The sequence below is a fragment of the Enterococcus sp. DIV1767 genome (assembly GCF_050542585.1).
Lineage (GTDB): Bacteria > Bacillota > Bacilli > Lactobacillales > Enterococcaceae > Enterococcus_D > Enterococcus_D innesii.
Genome location: NZ_CP172936.1, coordinates 92,941 through 110,783, shown reverse-complemented (window position 1 = coordinate 110,783; position 17,843 = coordinate 92,941). Strand labels below are relative to the sequence as shown.

At 45.4% G+C, this 17,843-nt stretch carries 16 protein-coding genes; 6 read left to right on the top strand and 10 right to left on the bottom strand.

Annotated elements, in window-relative coordinates; translation table 11 throughout:
- Positions 1–19: 19 nt before the first annotated feature.
- Genes fliE through flgB form a run of 3 tightly spaced genes read right to left on the bottom strand, consistent with a single transcriptional unit; the run spans position 20 to position 1,148 of the window.
- Positions 20–343 (bottom strand): flagellar hook-basal body complex protein FliE, encoded by a 324-nt coding sequence (gene fliE, locus IGI78_RS00495; protein WP_081117647.1) that lies wholly within the window; start codon positions 341–343, stop codon positions 20–22.
- Between the two features lie 7 nt (positions 344–350).
- A complete protein-coding gene (gene flgC, locus IGI78_RS00490) occupies positions 351–767 on the bottom strand; it encodes a flagellar basal body rod protein FlgC (protein WP_003129038.1) in 417 nt (138 codons plus the stop codon).
- Between the two features lie 21 nt (positions 768–788).
- Positions 789–1,148: a flagellar basal body rod protein FlgB gene (gene flgB / locus IGI78_RS00485; RefSeq protein WP_369907728.1), complete on the bottom strand. Its 360-nt coding sequence runs from the start codon at positions 1,146–1,148 to the stop codon at positions 789–791.
- A 620-nt stretch (positions 1,149–1,768) separates the two neighbouring features.
- Here flgB and motA point away from each other — a divergent pair.
- Together motA and IGI78_RS00475 are read left to right on the top strand one after the other, a co-directional pair.
- Positions 1,769–2,533 carry a flagellar motor stator protein MotA gene (gene motA, locus IGI78_RS00480; protein ID WP_005232810.1) on the top strand — a complete coding sequence of 255 codons (765 nt, stop codon included), beginning with the start codon at positions 1,769–1,771 and terminating at the stop codon, positions 2,531–2,533.
- Between the two features lie 13 nt (positions 2,534–2,546).
- On the top strand, positions 2,547–3,311 hold the full coding sequence (locus IGI78_RS00475) for an OmpA family protein (RefSeq protein ID WP_195265590.1): 765 nt from the start codon (positions 2,547–2,549) through the stop codon (positions 3,309–3,311).
- Positions 3,312–3,457: 146 nt separating this feature from the next.
- Here IGI78_RS00475 and IGI78_RS00470 read toward each other — a convergent pair whose 3' ends face one another.
- Both IGI78_RS00470 and IGI78_RS00465 read right to left on the bottom strand, forming a co-directional pair.
- A complete protein-coding gene (locus IGI78_RS00470; RefSeq protein ID WP_005226571.1) occupies positions 3,458–5,503 on the bottom strand; it encodes a methyl-accepting chemotaxis protein in 2,046 nt (681 codons plus the stop codon).
- A 283-nt stretch (positions 5,504–5,786) separates the two neighbouring features.
- Positions 5,787–6,596: an aldo/keto reductase family protein gene (locus IGI78_RS00465; protein WP_140966424.1), complete on the bottom strand. Its 810-nt coding sequence runs from the start codon at positions 6,594–6,596 to the stop codon at positions 5,787–5,789.
- Between the two features lie 172 nt (positions 6,597–6,768).
- Here IGI78_RS00465 and IGI78_RS00460 point away from each other — a divergent pair, with 172 nt between their 5' ends.
- Positions 6,769–7,161 carry a YbaN family protein gene (locus tag IGI78_RS00460; RefSeq protein WP_005232815.1) on the top strand — a complete coding sequence of 131 codons (393 nt, stop codon included), beginning with the start codon at positions 6,769–6,771 and terminating at the stop codon, positions 7,159–7,161.
- An 81-nt stretch (positions 7,162–7,242) separates the two neighbouring features.
- Here IGI78_RS00460 and ppdK read toward each other — a convergent pair whose 3' ends face one another.
- Positions 7,243–9,876 (bottom strand): pyruvate, phosphate dikinase, encoded by a 2,634-nt coding sequence (gene ppdK / locus IGI78_RS00455; RefSeq protein WP_195265592.1) that lies wholly within the window; start codon positions 9,874–9,876, stop codon positions 7,243–7,245.
- A gap of 190 nt (positions 9,877–10,066) precedes the next feature.
- Here ppdK and IGI78_RS00450 point away from each other — a divergent pair, with 190 nt between their 5' ends.
- Genes IGI78_RS00450 through IGI78_RS00440 form a run of 3 tightly spaced genes read left to right on the top strand, consistent with a single transcriptional unit; the run spans position 10,067 to position 13,394 of the window.
- Complete coding sequence (locus IGI78_RS00450; protein WP_077453152.1) at positions 10,067–10,702, top strand: helix-turn-helix transcriptional regulator; 636 nt, start codon at positions 10,067–10,069, stop codon at positions 10,700–10,702.
- A 12-nt stretch (positions 10,703–10,714) separates the two neighbouring features.
- Positions 10,715–11,533, top strand: coding sequence for a pyruvate, water dikinase regulatory protein (locus tag IGI78_RS00445; protein ID WP_005226564.1), 819 nt, complete (start codon positions 10,715–10,717; stop codon positions 11,531–11,533).
- Positions 11,523–13,394 (top strand): fructose-1,6-bisphosphatase, encoded by a 1,872-nt coding sequence (locus IGI78_RS00440; RefSeq protein WP_195265594.1) that lies wholly within the window; start codon positions 11,523–11,525, stop codon positions 13,392–13,394. Before IGI78_RS00445 ends, IGI78_RS00440 begins: the two co-directional genes overlap by 11 nt.
- A 33-nt stretch (positions 13,395–13,427) precedes the next feature.
- Here the strand turns inward: IGI78_RS00440 and IGI78_RS00435 are convergent, their stop codons facing one another.
- From IGI78_RS00435 to IGI78_RS00420, 4 genes are all read right to left on the bottom strand, one after another.
- Complete coding sequence (locus IGI78_RS00435; protein ID WP_195265596.1) at positions 13,428–13,841, bottom strand: phosphate-starvation-inducible PsiE family protein; 414 nt, start codon at positions 13,839–13,841, stop codon at positions 13,428–13,430.
- A 299-nt stretch (positions 13,842–14,140) separates the two neighbouring features.
- Positions 14,141–14,707: a hypothetical protein gene (locus IGI78_RS00430; RefSeq protein WP_195265598.1), complete on the bottom strand. Its 567-nt coding sequence runs from the start codon at positions 14,705–14,707 to the stop codon at positions 14,141–14,143.
- Between the two features lie 265 nt (positions 14,708–14,972).
- Positions 14,973–15,476, bottom strand: coding sequence for a general stress protein (locus IGI78_RS00425; RefSeq protein ID WP_195265600.1), 504 nt, complete (start codon positions 15,474–15,476; stop codon positions 14,973–14,975).
- Between the two features lie 241 nt (positions 15,477–15,717).
- Positions 15,718–17,826 (bottom strand): SH3 domain-containing protein, encoded by a 2,109-nt coding sequence (locus tag IGI78_RS00420; RefSeq protein WP_195265602.1) that lies wholly within the window; start codon positions 17,824–17,826, stop codon positions 15,718–15,720.
- Positions 17,827–17,843: the final 17 nt, after the last annotated feature.

The window sequence follows — 17,843 nt, the reverse complement described above, 5'->3', positions numbered from 1 at the left end:
CTTATTCCCTCACCCACTGCTAAAACTGCATATTTTTCACGTCATTGTAAGCTTCTAAACACTTGTTTCGTACTTGAACGGCTGTTTGTAGCGCCAGTTGCGCCTCCGTCATGCGAATCATCACATTGCCTAGATCGCTTTCATCGCCGGTGATCAAATTTACAGTATCTTGATCCATGACCGCCGTTTTTTGATTCAACTGATCGACCGCATGGGTCAAGTAAGAAGAAAACTGATTTTCCTTGGCGCCTGCAACACTGGTCTCGTTTGAAGCAGCCCCCGTGCCTAGTGTCCGCAAAACGTTTTGGTAGTCTGTTAATCCTGTCGTTAAAAGTCCATCCATTTTCTCGTTACCCCTTTGATATTTCTAATGCTTTTTTCAAGATCGTTTTGTTCATTTCTGAAGCAGAAACATTGGCTTCGTACGTTCGAACCGCTTGCAACATTGCCACCATTTCATCGGCAATATCCACATTTGATTGACCGACATATCCCTCGTCGTTGGCAGCGGGATTTGTAGGATCATAGGTCAGCTTTTCTGTCTCATCGGCAGCGATCCCCGTCACTTTGACACCGTATGTAGCCGGTGTACCTTCACGGCTATTTTTTAAATTTTCTGAAAAAAGAATACTCTTTTTTTGATAAGCAGCGGTTGTTTGTGTTTGATTCGTATTTACATTTGCGATATTGCTGGAGATCGTATCTAGTTTTAACCGTTCCAATGCTAGACCGCTCGCGTTGATCGTTAGTCCATTAAACATACCCATTTGTTTTTCCTGCGCTTTCTATCAATTACTCAATACAAGGTTCATCATTTGCAAGCGTCCGTTGACTTGTGCGGTCAATGCACTGTAATATAACCCATTGGCTGCTTGATCCAACATCTCCACTTCAAGATCCACGTTATTGCCGTTGTCTTTGATGCTGGTAGTTGCATTTTCAGTGATTTTCGGTTTTACTTGAGAAACTGACGCTTCGGTTGCAGCTTCGGTCCCTGACGAAGCGAGTGCCTGCTTTAATTCGCTTTCAAACACGATGCGTTTTGCTTTGTACCCATCCGTGTTGACATTGGCGATATTAGACGAAATCAATTCTGCGCGTTGGGCAGAAACGTTCATGGCTGTTTTTAATAAATCATAGGTATCCAACAATAATTGCTCCTTCCACCTTCTGTACCAAACGTTTTTTTCATCGATGGAACAGAAACAAATATATTTATTGATTTTTTTGTTATAGATTAAAAAAACAAGAAGACGTGATGTCATTATAGTAGAATTGTTTTTATTTTACAATTTGATTTTTGCAACTTTACGGATATGACATTTAAGTTACAGGTATGTTATGTTATTTGTTAAACACTGTTTCATCGCAATTTCGTTCCCAGTTATAAAAAGTAAACGATCGATATAAAGCGTTTTACAAGCATATCTATACTTTTTGATCAAAATCATTTTTTTGATAAAAAAACAAGCATTATTCGAAAAATTGATTAAAACATTTTCATTTGTGTTTGATGGTATGACAAACCCTGAGAAATACTTCACGAAAAAAAACGGTACCATCTATAAATATTCACAAAAATTGCAAGCTGTACCATTTTAAAAATTTGACGAAACTTGTCAAAAAAAGAACAAAAAAAAGAGAAGCAGAAAATTTATTTTAGTTATTTTTTGGATTATTTTTTTTTGCTATTAAGAATGATTTTAATTCACCGATAAAATAAATGAGGGTTTAAAACCTGGAAATAGAATTTAGGAGGACGCAACAAATGGATTTTTTCTTGCTGATCGGTATTATTTTAGGATTGATATCTGTGGTGGTTGGGATGATTGTAAAAGGTGCCAATGTGGCCGTTTTGATCAATCCAGCAGCCGCGATCATCATTTTCGTCGGTGTGATCGCAGCCGTTATCAATTCATTTCCCAGCAGTGATATCAAAAAAATCCCGAAGATCTTCGGCGTTCTGCTGAAAAATAAAGAATACGACTTAAAAACAACCATCAATACCATCGTTGAATTAGCTAACCAAGCTCGGCGCGATGGCCTACTATCTCTTGAAGGTGCTATCCAAAACTTAGAAGATCCTTTTTTAAAAAAGGGCTTGGAAATGGTGGTTGATGGCATCGCTGCCGAACAGATCCAAGAAATCATGGAGAATGAGATCTATGGGATCGAAGAACGACATCGCATCGGCTCGGCTATTTTTAAAACCGCCGGCACGAGTTCCCCGACCTTAGGGGTGTTAGGAGCCGTGATCGGGCTGATTGGGGCGCTAGGTAATTTAGAGGATGTAGAGGCACTGGGTCATATGATCTCGGCGGCTTTCGTGGCGACCCTTTACGGTATTTTCTTCGGCTATGTCCTGTTCATTCCCTTTAGTTCACGACTGACCTTAAAATCGGAGCAAGAGGTCCAAATGATGTCGATCATCGTTGAAGGGGTCTTAGCGATCCAAGCCGGACAATCACCGAAAAGCATTGAGAAAAAATTATACAGCTTGATCGATCCGAAAAAACGGCAAGAACAATTATAAAGGGTGAAGCGACATGAAACGAAAAAAGAAACATGAAGAACATGTAGACGAAGCGTGGCTTTTGCCTTACTCGGATATGTTGACCTTACTGCTGGCTTTGTTCATCGTCATGTTTGCCATGGCGAAAGTCGATGATGAGAAGTTCCAAGAAATCAAAAGCGAATTTGGCACCATCCTTTCCAGCCACCACAGCAATGCCTCCGTCATCGGGTCAGTGATCGATATGGGCGAGACCACGCCGCGAAAAAAAGCCGCCACTTCTGCCGAAGCACAAGCGCAAGAAGCAGCAGTTCGGACCCAACTGGAAAATCAACAGCTAGAAAAAATCAGCGACCAGCTGTCACAAGAACTCGCCGCTTCTGGCTTAAAAGACCAGACAGAAGTTCGCTTGGAATCTGATGGCTTGCATATCACGTTAGCTAGCAGTATTTTGTTTGCCTCTGGCAGCGCCGAGATCACGGACACCACTCGTCAGTCACTGGATCTACTCTCGGACTCACTGAAAAAACTAAAAGCTAACAAAATCGTGATCGCCGGGCATACCGATAACGTACCGGAAAAAGGCAATGGCCGCTACCAATCTAACTGGGATCTTAGTTCCGCTCGTGCCATTACCGTTATGGAATACTTCATCAGCAAAGGCGCTGTTTTAGAAAAAAATGCTGCCATTCAAGCCTTTGCCGATACCGAACCGAAAGCCGATAACAACACCCCCCAAGGCCGCTCGGAAAACCGCCGCGTGGAGATGATCATTCAGCGGACTGAAACGGCACAATAGTCCGTAATAAGGTTTTATAAATATCATTATGAATAGCCAAGACGACCAATATCCGTCTTGGCTTTTTTGTAGTCTCCTATTCACTAAACAAAAATCACCCACGAGCCATTCTTGCGAATAGCTGATGAGTGATTTTTTTGCTTGGTTTATTTTTCCACTTCAAAACGATTGGTCAATCGCTTCAACTCTTCTGCAATGTCTCTGAGGTCTGCCACATGGTTGGTAAATTCATCCATGGTTGCCAAGACTTCTTCTGCATTTGCGGAAACTTCTTGTGTACCAGCGGCATTTTCTTCCGTTGATGCGGAAATGTTTTCTAAGTTTTCCAGTACACTGTTTTGAATATTTTCGATACGGGCACTGGCTGCTTCAATATGATGGATGCCTTCGATCATATAGCTGCTGCGTTGGAAAACTTCTTTTGAAGACGAGATCGCTTCTTTGATCAAGTTGGTTTGGCGAACGCCACCTTTGACAGACGCCGACGTTTGTTTAACCATTTGACTAGATTGCTCACGAATTTCTTCAATGATCGCTTCGATCTCTTTGGTAGAGGCTTTGCTTTGTTCCGCCAATTTTCGGATCTCAGCAGCCACGACGGCAAAGCCTTTGCCCGACTCACCTGCACTTGCGGCTTCGATCGATGCATTCAAGGCTAGCAAGTTGGTTTGGTAAGAAATATCGTTGATGACCCCAATGATCGAGTTGATGTTTTGGATACTATCATTCATTCCCGTCATGTTCGACATCAAGCGCTCCATCTGTGCCAACTCTTGTCGCCAGCTGTCATCGACTTGATCCATGATCGTTAAGTTTTCTTGATTGATCTTCGTAGATTCTTGCGACTTGCTGCTCATGCCGCCAACATTTTCTCGTAATTCTTTCACGACCTGCGACAGATTTTGCATTTGGGACACGCTGTATTCTGTTTCTTGGGCTTGAGCACCGGTCACTTCAGCAATACCCGTAATGGTTTGAGAGACTTCTTCTGTCGCAATATTGGTTTGTTTTGACAATTCTAATAAAGAATCCGACATTCCTGCGACACTGTTGCTTTCTTTTTGTACTTTTTGGATCAATGCACCCGTGCCTTCGATCATCACATTGTAATTGTCCGCCATTTGCTGGATCTCATTGCCTGCTTTGTCTGGATAAACAACTCGGCGTGCCAGTTGATCCCATGTCCATTTTTCGCCTTTGGCTCTTTTGGTTTTGCTCATCTTCTCTAGTTTGCCTTCACCGACTTTTCTAAAGTAACGATTGAAGCAATCGATGATCGCTGCGACTACTTTGATCGCAGCATAAGAAACCAGTCCTACAAAGAGCAACATCAAGATCGTAACGATAATGGTGGTGCGGACTAACGCTCCTAATTCTTTGTCTAGATCACTAGCTTTGACTTCGGAGTACGCCCAAACATTGGAATCAGCAGACTTGTCATACAACACATCGTTGACTTTATTCGAGTCGCCTAAGCCAACCATGCCTGTCGGGTTTTTAGCTTCTTTGATTTTTTGGAATACTTCTTCTTCTTTGATATTCTTACCGATTTGTTTGGTGTTTTTTGAGGTCACGATGACCCCAGATTCTGAAACTAAGGTGACATTCCCAGTCCGCCCTACGGTAAAGGAAGACAAGATGTTTTGAATGCTTTCATAGGAAACATCGACGCTTAAAACCCCCACTTGATTATGGGAATTTTTGACCCTGATCGAAGCCGACGTCACAAATTGATTCGACACCGTATCTAAATAAGGTGCTGTCCAATACACTTCTCCTTCGGCTTTTACGGCCCCTTTGTACCATGGCCGAATCGTAGGCTTATAATCATCTGGTAAGGGGTTGAAGGTCACATATTCATCATCTTCTGTCCCAAAAGTCACCGCTAAGAAGCTGTTGCTTCCAGCAATCGCTAAAGAAAGATCTGAACGGATGCGCCCCATGCTGAATTCTGTTTTCATCGCTGGCAGTTCAGCCATTGATTTCAATTTGCTTTCCGTCGATCGGCGCAAACTCTTTTCTTCCGCCAAGATCAAATTGACGGCACTTTCTTTGTTCAAATCATTTCGTTCAATCAATAAGTTCTTGGTGGTTAAATAGGAACTTGTCAGCATGACAATGATCGGGATCCCCGCAACCAGCATCAAGGTGATCATCACATAAATTCCTATCGTCTTTTTTCTTTTTTTCACAACTGTGCCACTCCTTCATTTCCATTTTCACACGATCCAATGAAGACTCGTCCATAGACGACCCTTAGTAAGGATAATCGGTTATTTCTTTGAATGATTAAGAGGGTTCATTGGCAGAAACGGCTGCAAGCGCATTTTCTTTTTTGCTAAGTCTTACGGTTGCTGTTGTAACGAATAGAAAAGCTCCTCAGTGATCAAGGAGCGTTGCGACTGCATAAAAATAGCCAGCACGGAAGTTTCCGCACTGGCTGTAGGGTCCCTTTAATAGGACCGCTTCTATTGCCTATAATTCTTTGATGATGGCTTTTTCTTCCGCCGTCAAAGCGAAATCAAAGAGCGCTAAATTTTCGGCTTGATGTTTTTCTGAATGGGATTTCGGAATCACGATCACCCCACGCTCGATTTGGTAACGCAAGACCACTTGGCTCCAGGTTTTTTGATACGCTTCACCGATTTGGGTCAAGGTTTCCCGTGCCGCTTCTGAAATCCGGGAAAGTGGACCCCAGGCTTCTGGCACTACCTGATTGGCTAAGGAATAGGCGATGATCGCATCATTCCACTTGCCTGGATGCGATTCGATCTGATTGACCGCTGGTTTGATCCGACTGTTTGCCAATAAATAGCTAAGTTCTTCTTCTTGGAAATTGGACACCCCGATCGCTTTTAAGACTCCTTTATCGACATAAGCCTCAAGAACCGCCCAGACAGCGGCAATCTCTGCCAAGTTGTCCCACGGATGATGGATCAAATAAAGATCGATCGATTCCGTCTGCAAGGCTGCTAAACTCGCTTCAACAGACGCTTTCACGGCAGCTGCATCTTGCGTATACTCCGGTTTGCCAGGAATCTTAGAAGTCAGGAAAAATTCGCTGCGGTCGATCCCGCTTTCCTTGATGGCTTTGCCTACCACGGCTTCGTTGCGATAAGAAATCGCCGTATCAAAATGCCGATACCCAAGCTTGATGGCAGTCAATAGCTCTGTCGTATCATCATTGATCGCACCTTGGTATTCTCGGTTTTCTTTCCCAAATGTATTCGTCCCACTGCCGATCACTGGAATCTGAATGCCGGTATTCAATTCAATCGTTTCCATGCTGCTTCCCCCTTTGTGTTGTTTCTAGTCTATCAAAAAAGCAGGAGTAAGGGGAAGAAAAACTCTTATTGCCGCTAAAAAACGGGGAAAAGCACAAAACGCATGTTCAAGCTGCCCCTCCTCCGTTATACTGAGGTTAAGACACGAAACACCCAAATAAGGAGGGTTACTTTTGAAAAAAACACTGTTTTTTCTTTGTGGATCACTGACATTCGGTTTAGGTACTTTAGGAATCTTCTTGCCTTTCTTACCTACAACGGTCTTTTACTTGCTGACGGCTTATTTCTGGCTGCGGAGTTCCGATACCTATTATCAACGCTTGGTTCAATCAGAAAATTATCAAAAATACATTGAAAAACCACTCGTACAAAAACAGCTGAGCACCAAGGCAATGGTTCGGATGTTTGCCATGATGCTGGTAGTCTTTGCCATTCCTGCACTATTGATCCCCAATCTGCTGGTACGTTTCGTCCTCGCTGCCATCTACCTCGCCCATGTCATTGGGATTACTTGGTATTTAAAAGGACGCAAACCCGCGATTCAAAAAACGGATCAACCCCTGTAAGGTGAAGCTGCACGAACACACCGTAATCCACCAAGCAGGCGAGCCTTGCTAGTGGACTGCGGTGTATTTTTTTCTCCTATTTTAGCAGGAGCCCACTGACGCCTCTTCGATGATGGGGGCTGATTGGGCGATCGCTAACCAAGCAGCAGGAATTCGGTATGGGGAACAAGAAACATAGTCGATGCCGATCTCTCGCAAAAATGCAATAGAATAGGGATCGCTGCCGACTTCGCCACAAACACCGATCGAGTGCTCTGGCTGACAATCTCTTACGCCAGCGATCGCTTGACGCATCAATGTGCCAACGCCCGCCTGATCTAAGTGCTGGTAAGGATCTTCTTGTAAGATCCCCGACTGCAAATAGGCTTGAATAAAGCTGCCGGCATCATCCCGCGAAAAGCCAAAGGTCATTTGGGTCAAGTCATTGGTACCAAAACTAAAGAACGCCGCATCTTCAGCACACTCCCCAGCAATCAAGCACGCTCTAGGTGTCTCGATCATCATGCCGATCTCGATGCGCAACGGTTGCTGCAGGGTGGCTTCTGCTTGAGCGATCACCTGTGTCAACGTCTCTTTCAACACCTGCAGCTCTGCAGGCAAACTGATCAGGGGCAATAAGATCGCCGCCTCTACCTCGACTCCTTGCTGCCGCAACTCCACAGCCGCTTCACAAATCGCCGCTGTTTGCATTTCATAAATTTCTGGATAGCTCAGTCCTAAGCGGCTGCCGCGATGCCCCATCATGGGATTGACCTCTTGCAGTTCGTCAATTCGCCGCTCGATCTCCGCCAATGATTTTTGACTACGGCGAGCCATTTCAAGGCGTTCATGCTCATGGGGCAAGAATTCATGGAGTGGCGGATCTAATAAACGAATCGTGCACTTCTTTCCTTGCGCGGCCTGCAGCATTTCTTGGAAATCGGCTTTTTGATACGCCTTGATCTCAGCCAACGCCGCCAATCGTTCCGCCTTTGTTTCTGCCAAGATGACTTCCCGCATTTTCCACAAACGCGCTTCCCCAAAAAACATATGCTCCGTCCGTGCTAAGCCGATGCCCGCTGCACCAAAGGCCAGCGCAGCCTCAATGTCATTTTTCGTTTCCGCATTTGCGTAAACCTTTAGATCTGCCTGGGCTTGTGCCCACGTCAAAAGCTGATCCAATAAGACTCGCTCCTGGACACTGGTCATAGGCAGCTTCCCTTGATACAGTTTGCCAGTACTGCCGTCTACCGAAAGCACGTCACCTTCTTCAATCAGCAACTCACCACAGCGAGCCTGCTTCAAAAATACATCGACACTTAATGCCTCGCACCCTACCACACAGCAGACCCCCAGACCACGGGCGACCACCGCCGCATGCGAAGTCATCCCCCCACGAGCGGTAATGATCGCTTCACTCACCACCATACCTTCAATATCTTCAGGTGAGGTTTCCTGCCGCAGCAGCAGGACTTTTTCTCCTGTGCGGCTGGCTTTTTCCGCTGCCTCTGCAGTGAAATAGACATGTCCTGAAGCTGCCCCTGGACTAGCCGGCAAGCCCTGCGCAAAGGCTTCGGCTTGCTGTAAGGCTTCGGGGGCAAATAACGGGTGCAGCAATTGATCGATCATTTCTGGTGTGATGCGATCTAGTGCCTGCCTGATAGTGATCCGACCTTCTGCGACCATATCCGTTGCAATTTGTGCTGCCGCAGCGGCGGTTCGTTTGCCGTTTCTTGTTTGCAAGACAAACAACTGGCCGTCATCGATGGTAAATTCAATGTCTTGCATGTCTTGATAGTGATCCTCCAAACCCTCAGCCAGTTGCTTTAGTTCCTGATAGATCATGGGATGCTGCTGTGCCAACGCTTGGATCGGTTGTGGTGTACGAATGCCAGCAACCACATCTTCCCCTTGGGCACACACTAGAAATTCGCCGAAAAGTCCCGGTTCCCCGGTTGCTGGATTGCGGGTAAAGGCGACACCCGTCCCACTATTTATCCCACTGTTGCCAAAAACCATTTCTTGAATCGTTACGGCAGTCCCTAGATCGTCAGGGATCCGATGGAGAGATCGGTAGGTCTTGGCCCGTGGGTTGTTCCATGAGCGAAAAACTGCCGTGATGGCTGCCAATAATTGCTGAAACGGGTCTTGGGGAAACGCTTCTTGAGTATGTTCCATATAAATACTTTGAAACACGCGGCAGATCATTTGCCAATCATTGCCGGTCATCATTTGGTCTGACGCATAATTCTGCTGTTTCTTATAATCTGTCAAGTAGGCTTCAAAGTGCTCTTTTGCTACACCTTTCACCACATCCCCATACATCTGGATCAAGCGGCGGTAACAATCATAAGCAAAGACGGGGTCCCCCGTCTGCTGAGCCAACCCTTGGACGGTTTCATCATTCAACCCAAGGTTTAAGATCGTATCCATCATCCCTGGCATGGAAAACTTGGCACCACTGCGGACAGAAACCAATAACGGCGACTGCAGTCCGCCAAATGTTTTGTTCCTGCGGACTGCCAATTCTTCGATGGCAGCTTTGACTTGCTTGATGATCGCCTCAGGAAGAACCTGTTCTTCTAAATAGGTCAGGCAAATGGTGGCCGGGACGATAAATCCTTGAGGAACAGGCAAACCCAAATTGGTCATCTCCGCAAGATTTGCCCCTTTCCCGCCTAATAGTGCTTTTTGCTCTTTCGTGCCTTCTGAAAACCATACGACTGCTTTTTCCATCATGTTCCTCCTTTTAAATGTTATATACTATTTCGATTAATTAGCAGTATATAGTATGACACATTTAATCGTCAAGCCAAAAAAAGAAAACTTTTAAGGGATTTATCCTTTTTAAAAGAGAAGGATTGCCTTTTCATTCGGAAAATCATATAATCAATAGCATAGCACATAAAAGAAAGAAGGTGACACATTGGAATTAAGCCAAAGACAAATGAAAATCATTGAGATCGTCAAAGAGCATCAGCCAATCAGTGGGGAGACCATTGCGAAGCAGTTAGGTTTGAGCCGCGCAACCTTGCGGAATGACTTATCGATTTTAACCATGACCGGTTTATTAGACGCCCGACCGAAAGTCGGCTATTTCTACACAGGACAAACCGTTGAGCCTTTGCTTTTCGAAAAACTCTACCATACCAAAGTTGCAGAAGTCATGATCCCACCGTTGCTGATCTCACAAACGGTCTCCGTTTATGAAGCAGTCACGACTTTGTTTATGTACGATGTCGGTTCCCTCTATGTCAAAAATGACCAAGACGAACTGATCGGGGTACTCTCCCGCAAAGATTTGCTGCGCTTTGCGATCAGCAATGCCGCACCAGAAAAAACACCCGTAGCGATGATCATGACTCGCATGCCAAACATCGTGACCATCACACCGGCAGAAACGATCTTGACGGCTGGTACGTTGTTAGGACGACATGAAGTCGATACCTTGCCTGTGGTCGATCCGCAGGAACCAAAAAAAGTCATCGGCAAAATCACGAAGACACGGCTGATGAATTACTTTATTCAAGCAGGCAATGACAGTGACAACACACACTTTTAGGGGGCAAAAACAATGAAGAACGTTCGAATATATTTGATTTCAGATTCCGTAGGCGAAACGGCACAAAAGCTGATCGCCGCCGTTTCCGCGCAGTTTCCCACGATCGACCTTTCAGATATCCAGCTCTTTCCCTTTACTAATGATGAAGAGAGCTTAGGCGAGATCCTCAAAGATGCCTTGCTAGACAAATCGATCGTCGTTACCACCTTAGTTAATAAAGAATTAGTCGCTTTTGTTGATGCCTTTGCCAAACGGACTGGTTTGCAGTATGTCGATTTTATGTCGCCTTTGACCACGATGCTAGAAAAAACATTCGGTGTAGAAGCCGTCCAAGAGCCTGGTGCCTTGCATCGCTTGAACCAAGCATATTTCAGCCGGGTGGCAGCGATGGAATTTGCCGTAAAATACGACGACGGCAAAGACCCACGGGGATTTCTCGATGCTGACTTTGTCCTCTTAGGGGTTTCGCGAACCTCAAAAACCCCATTGAGCCTATACATGGCAAATCGTGGCTACAAAGTGGCGAATCTGCCTTTGATTCCTGAAGTCGCTTTGCCAGCCGAAGTGCACCAAGTAGACCCACGGAAAATGGTCGGTTTGACTACGAATCCAGAATCCCTGACCGAGATTCGGCGGTCCCGGATGCATTCATTGGGCTTGAAAGAAGAGACCCATTACACCAATTGTGAACGAATCGAAGCAGAATTAGCCTACGCGAATGAATGGTTCAAAAAGCTGAACATTCCGGTGATCGATGTCAGCAAACGCTCCATTGAAGAAAGCGCGATGCTGATTGAAGAACAAGCCAAAGAACAGGCCCATGTTCAATAAAGACGCCTTGGCAAACCTGACCGAGATCATCAACTTGGAAGCCATCCAGCAGCTGCCGAAAGCCACCGAGCACTTTGTCAGCGATCTGCATGGCGAATACGATGCCTTTGACCATATTTTGCGGAATGGTTCTGGCAGTATCCGAGAAAAAGTCGAGATTTTGTTTACTGGCGTCTTGACGAAAGAAGAACAGACCGAACTTTGTTTTGTCATTTATTATCCAGAGGAGCTATTACAAGAACAGGCCTGGACCCCTGCCGATTGGCGCTTGAAGATGGCACAGCTAGTGAAAGTTGCCCGCTTTACTTCCAGTAAATACACACGCTCCAAGGTACGCAAAGCATTACCGACTTCTTTTGCTTACATCTTAGAAGAACTGTTGTACCAATATGATGCCGACTTCAATAAAGAAGCTTACTATCAGGCGATTTTTGATAAGATCATCGAATTAGAGGCATCCTCGCTTTTTTGCCAAGAGTTGGCGTACTTGATTCAACGCTTCGTAGTGGACCATCTCCATGTCTTAGGCGATATCTATGATCGAGGACCGGCGCCAGACAAAATCGTCGATCGCTTGATGACTTTGCCTTCACTGGATATTCAGCTAGGCAACCATGATATCTTGTGGATCGGTAGCTTTTGCGGCTCGCTGCCCTGTTTGGCCAATACGATTCGCATCGCTGCTCGCTACGGCAATCTGGCATTATTACAAGATGGTTATGGGATCGATCTATCAAAAGCACTGGCTTTTAGCCAAAAATATTACACAGAAAATGAAGGCTTTTATCCGCAAAAAACAGTGGATCCTTTATCAAGCCAACAAAAAAAAGCCGCCATGCTTTTGCAGCAGGCATTTGCCATCATCCAATTCAAAGTCGAAGCAGCCGTGATCCAGCGGCGTCCAGCATTTGCGATGGCAGAGCGCTGCTTGTTGCATCGCTTGTCTCAAGATCGGCAACAAATCCAGCTAGACCAGACCTATCCTTTGATCAACGGCTGTTTTCAACTAGTAGATCCCGATGATCCTTACCGTTTGACAGCCGAAGAACATGAGGTACTGCAAGATTTGCTGAGCCAATTTCAACGCTCGCCCCGCTTAGCTGCGCATATGCGCTTTTTGGTCGAGCATGGCACATTGTACCAGCGCTTCAACGACAACCTGCTGTATCACGGCTGCCTACCTTGTCAGGAAAACGGCGATTTCCTGGCCTTTACTTTCCAGCAGCAGCCCTTAGCAGGCAAAGCGTTGATGGACTTTTTTCAGCAATGTTTGCAGGAAAGCTTTGCCCACCCAGAAAAGCAAACAGACCTTGCCACCGATATGATCTGGTATCTTTGGTGTGGCGAAGGTTCTTCCCTCTTCGGCAAAAAAGCCATGAAAACCTTTGAGCGCTACTTTATAGCAGATCGCAACACCCATAAAGAACAAAAAAATGCCTATTATTCTTTAAGGGAAAACGAAGACTTCTGCTGCCGTGTCCTAGCTGCCTTCGGTCTGCCGCCGACAGGCCACATCATCAATGGCCACACCCCTGTCAAAGTGCGTAAAGGCGAGACGCCCATCAAGGCAAATGGTCGTTTATTGGTAATTGATGGCGGACTTTCCCGCTCCTACCAATCCGTCACAGGCATTGCTGGTTACACGCTGTTGTCAAATTCCTTCGGCATGACCTTAGCAGCCCATCAACCCTTTACAGATCGCCAGCAAGCCATCCAGCAGCGACGTGACATCGTCACTCAGAAAAAAATCGTCGTGCGGCAAACGGAAAGAACAACGGTAGGGCAAACAGATATCGGCAAGCGGCTGCAGCAAGAAAGCCGCGTGCTTTTTGAAGAATTAAAAAATCATCCGATCCCTTGACGAGTCATTCGTCAACCAATCGGATGATTTTTTTTACAGTCCTTTGGAACTATGAAAGGCTTTGAGTTTTTCCAACGCCTGCAGCACAATGATCAAGACCAAGATCGCTAAGGCTAAAAAGAGCGTTTCTAACCCTTTTCCCTGCGCTAAAAGCAACTCCCTTAAAATCGCTGTGATACTGATCAAAATCAAGTAGCGCACCGGAATATGGTGACCTTCTTTTACGTAACGCAATAACATCAAAATAATTTCCAGTAAAATAAACAATGTTGCGATCTCTTCGATCAATAAAGAAAGATCGCTAACTTCATGCAGTGGGATCACATGGATGACAATTTTATAGATCGCTTCCGCCATCACCACCAAAACCAACAGAACCAACAGTCCTAACATAATATCAACAATCACACTAATCATTTTTTCGAAGTGCTTAAAATACTTTCCCATAACACCCCTCCTCGCACTTATTATAGCGAAACTGTTCAAAATCACTTTACGATATGCTTGCAAGTCCAGCTTTTTTTATGGAGGCAGTGAATAAAAACGTAAGACGGCTCTTTTCTGTTCCAGCAATCCGCCAACAAAACCTTCCTCTTTGCTATTTTTTGATGTCTCAGAGTGAGAAATCGCGCATCTTTCGTTCACTTGGTGTGTTCATGGCTCTGAACATAAGCAAATAAAAAAGCTAGGCACAAGGCCTAGCTGAAATGGTCCCTTTAAGATGAGATTGATTTTTACAGTCAGGCTCAGTGAGCCCCTTCGACTGTTAGATCAACATTTTCACTCGTATCTTCCGCGGCTTCCTCGTCGCTATTGGAGGTTTCTGAAGACGGCTCAGTCGTTTCACTGCTGGAGCTGCTTGTTGTAGTACTGGTCGAACTCGTACTGGAAGAGCTTGAAGAACTGCTACTAGCGCTACTGCTAGAAGTATCGCTGGTGGTGGTTGATCCGCCACTGGGCGCGGTACTCGAACTGCTTTCGCTACTTGCTGAAGTGCTGACGCTAGGCTCTGTCTCTGCTTCACTTACGGAAACAGACGTGCCTTCATTTGTCGACGCTTCGATCGAGCGACTAGTCGTTGAAGACGGTGTATACGAACTAACACTGGCTTCATAAAAAGTCTGACTGGAATCAGAGGTTTCTTCGATACTGCTGCTTGCTGTCTGGTAAGGTGGCTCAGAGGAACTACTGGAAGAATCTCGTACAAAGGGCGCGGCAACAAAGGCATTGGCGTCTTGATTGATCGCCACACTCAAAAAAACCGCAACAAAACAACTGACTAATGCCGACTGCATATTGAACTTGAATTTCATCGCACTCCCCATCCTTTCCCCAAAAAAGTGGTTGGACCTTCCGACAACGATCTATCTCATTCTTATATTATACAAAAAAAAGCAACCGTCAACAAATTAAGTTTTATTTTCAAAGATGACAAAGACATGATTGTCCGTTGCACAAAAAAACCCGAGGACAACTGCCGATCACCTGCGGGCCCATCCCTTCACTAAGGGTTGACAGATACGACGGATGCTTGTTCCTCTGGCTTTAATGGTTCCTTTACTTAAGAAATCCTTCTACTTATAAGTTACGCAGATGATTCGGGTCATGAATCGGTGCTTCAATATCACTGTCTCCCATGCGCGGCGTTGGATGAACGGACTCATCAGGCATCGCTGTTTCACCTGGTAACGGTTGATCGATGATCGGACCAGTATCTGCATCACGATCGATTATTTTGTCCATCGGCTGATAATCGTAGACGCCGACAACGAGTTTGTCTCGTTCAAGGTCATCACGATAACCATATAACGGATCATGCTCATCATGCCTATGATCGGAATCGCCGAAAGAAAAAGCATCTTTGATTTTTTCCCAAAGCGAAAGATCTTCATCCTCACTAGCTGCCTGCTCCACTTCCACATCATCGATGGATTCTAACCCAAATTGATCGATGACTGTTTGATTCGCAAACAGCACGATATCCTCTTTGCCATAGCCTTCGTTTGTCAATTGCTCAATAACCGGTAATACTTCTGTTCGAGTGTCGTAACTGCCAATAATCGTTAGGTTTCTGTTGTGCATGTGAAATCCTCCTTATTTTGTGTACGCTTCGATCGTTCTGGTTCTGAAGCAATTCCTTTAAAACTAGCAATTTCTATTGCTTCTTTCATTCTAACGCAGGGTTCTATGATTGACCAAATAGTTTGATTGCGCTTACGAAAAACAAGTAGTTTCTTGAAAAACCGCTAATAGCTTAGTAAAAGCTTGATCCAGCATAAAAAAACCGCGTGAGCCAATGGCTTGCACGCGGTTTTTTTGCTTGTTACTTGGAAACGATCAGTTTTTGTCCGACAAAGATCGTATAGCTGCTGTTGATGTTGTTCCATGATGCGAGTTGACTGATACTGGTGTTGTATTTTTGTGCCAGTGACCATAAGCTGTCACCTGATTTCACCGTATGCGTCTTCGTTGAACTACTGCTGCTGGTATTCGTATTAGAAGACCCACTGCTAGCAGCTGTTAAGTAGGCACCGCTGACCCAACCTTTGCCAGAAACATAATACCATTTGTTCGTGCCATTGACGGTCGTCCCGGTTTTTGTTGCGGTAACCGTGACGGTTGCCCCTTTGCTTAAAGAACCAGTAATACTGCTGCTGGTAGAAGCATCGGAACGAACATTTAAAATCTCGGTGGTTTTCATTTGCTGATTTGTGGTTGTTGAACCGTTATTATTGGAAGAGCTGCTGGTTGTTGTCAAGTAGGCACCACTGACCCAACCTTTGCCAGAAACGTAGTACCACGTTTTATTGCCTTCCACTGAAGTGCCGTTCTTTTTCGCTGTCACGGTAACGGTCACCCCTTGACCAAGCGTTGTCACGACACGGCTGCTAGTAGAAGCATCGGAGCGAACATTCAATGCGGCCGTCGTTTTCATTTGTTGATTGATGCTTGAACCATTGTCTTCTTTTTCCGCTTCAGAAGCATTATTGTTGGTCACTTCAGTAAGGTAGGCGCCGCTGACCCAACCTTTGCCAGAGACATAGTACCAATTTTTATTGCCGTTGACTGATGTACCGGTTTTCATAGAAGTGGCAGTAAAGGTCGTGCCTTTGCTAAGCGAGCCCACCACTGATCCGCTAGTGGACGCGCTAGAACGAATATTCATCGCTTCCGTCGTCTTCATTTTTTTGTTGATCGTCGTACCAGAATTGCTATTGTCAGAACCGGTGTTGCCTGATCCGCTATTGTTGTTTGAAGAGTCGGTCGAAACCTTCGTCAAATACGCGCCGCTGACCCAACCTTTGCCAGAAATCTTATACCACGTGGTGTTGCCATTGACGCTGGTGCCGGTTTTGGTCGCCGTTGCCGTAAACGTCGTATTAGCTGCTAACGAACCAGTAATAGAGGCACTGGTGGAAGCATCGGAACGAATATTCATAGAGGCCGTGGTTTTCATTTGCTGATTGATCGCTGTTTCATCACTGACGATCGTTTCATTGCTATTGCCGCCACCTGTGTTTGAGCTGCCGGTATCATATTGCGTTAAATTATACGTACTGATCAAATTGTTTAATTTGCTGGCATAAGAAGTATCGGTTGCATAACGCCCTTGTAGCCAAGCGGTCGCTTGTGTGTAAGAGGTCGTATTGCTTTTCCACGCACCGCTGTAATAGTAGTTGCCGCTAGAAAAACTCGTGTTGCGCAACACATATGCATTGTCTTCAAAAGACTCTTTTAATGATGGGTATTTCCGAAACTTAGCGCTGATCAAATAATAATTGCCGGAACCATCATCTTCATAGGTATCCATTGTCACATATTGGCCGTTGTAGCTACCTTTGATCCCAAACATATTGTTGGCCGTGGTCGTCAAAGTCGAGGCGCCCCAACCAGATTCCAAAATCGCTTGTGCCATCATAACAGAGGCATACAGATCGTTTGCTGCCGCCACTTCCGTTGCATAGCCGCAAATCTGACTGATAAAGGCAGCCGGATCGATCGTTGCCCGTGAAAATAATGCCCGACTAGTCAAATCAGAAAGGGCTGATGGTACTTCATCTGCTTCTAAGACTTCATCACTAGCGACTGTTGTGCTTTCTGTCGTCGCTGTTTCTGATCCCTCAGTAACTGCTTCCGTCCCTGACTCCTCCGTCGTTTCCGAAGTTTCTTCGGTCACAACAGGTGCTGGCGTCGATTCTGTGGTTTCCTCAACTGGCGTGCTGTCGGTTTCAGGTGTACTGCTGATTGTTGTTTGTTCAACGACTTTAAGGTCGTTGCTAGTTTCTGCCGTTGCCGTTTCAGCCGCATGCCCTAAGGTCGGGATAAACGTTGATCCCGCTACTAAAGTAGTAGCCATCGTAATACTTTTTTGGGTATATTGTGTGCGCTTCAAGCGCTTTTCTAAGCGGCGTCGTTCTTTACGAATTGTCATTTAATCCCTCCGTCGTA

Coding starts and splice junctions, on each gene's coding strand:
- IGI78_RS00465 (WP_140966424.1), bottom strand. CDS start 6,596: ATGGAAACGATTGAATTGAATACCGGCATTCAGATTCCAGTGATCGGC.
- ppdK (WP_195265592.1), bottom strand. CDS start 9,876: ATGGAAAAAGCAGTCGTATGGTTTTCAGAAGGCACGAAAGAGCAAAAA.
- IGI78_RS00475 (WP_195265590.1), top strand. CDS start 2,547: ATGAAACGAAAAAAGAAACATGAAGAACATGTAGACGAAGCGTGGCTT.
- IGI78_RS00430 (WP_195265598.1), bottom strand. CDS start 14,707: ATGAAATTCAAGTTCAATATGCAGTCGGCATTAGTCAGTTGTTTTGTT.
- motA (WP_005232810.1), top strand. CDS start 1,769: ATGGATTTTTTCTTGCTGATCGGTATTATTTTAGGATTGATATCTGTG.
- fliE (WP_081117647.1), bottom strand. CDS start 343: ATGGATGGACTTTTAACGACAGGATTAACAGACTACCAAAACGTTTTG.
- IGI78_RS00435 (WP_195265596.1), bottom strand. CDS start 13,841: ATGGGAAAGTATTTTAAGCACTTCGAAAAAATGATTAGTGTGATTGTT.
- IGI78_RS00440 (WP_195265594.1), top strand. CDS start 11,523: ATGTTCAATAAAGACGCCTTGGCAAACCTGACCGAGATCATCAACTTG.
- IGI78_RS00445 (WP_005226564.1), top strand. CDS start 10,715: ATGAAGAACGTTCGAATATATTTGATTTCAGATTCCGTAGGCGAAACG.
- IGI78_RS00425 (WP_195265600.1), bottom strand. CDS start 15,476: ATGCACAACAGAAACCTAACGATTATTGGCAGTTACGACACTCGAACA.
- IGI78_RS00420 (WP_195265602.1), bottom strand. CDS start 17,826: ATGACAATTCGTAAAGAACGACGCCGCTTAGAAAAGCGCTTGAAGCGC.
- flgC (WP_003129038.1), bottom strand. CDS start 767: ATGGGTATGTTTAATGGACTAACGATCAACGCGAGCGGTCTAGCATTG.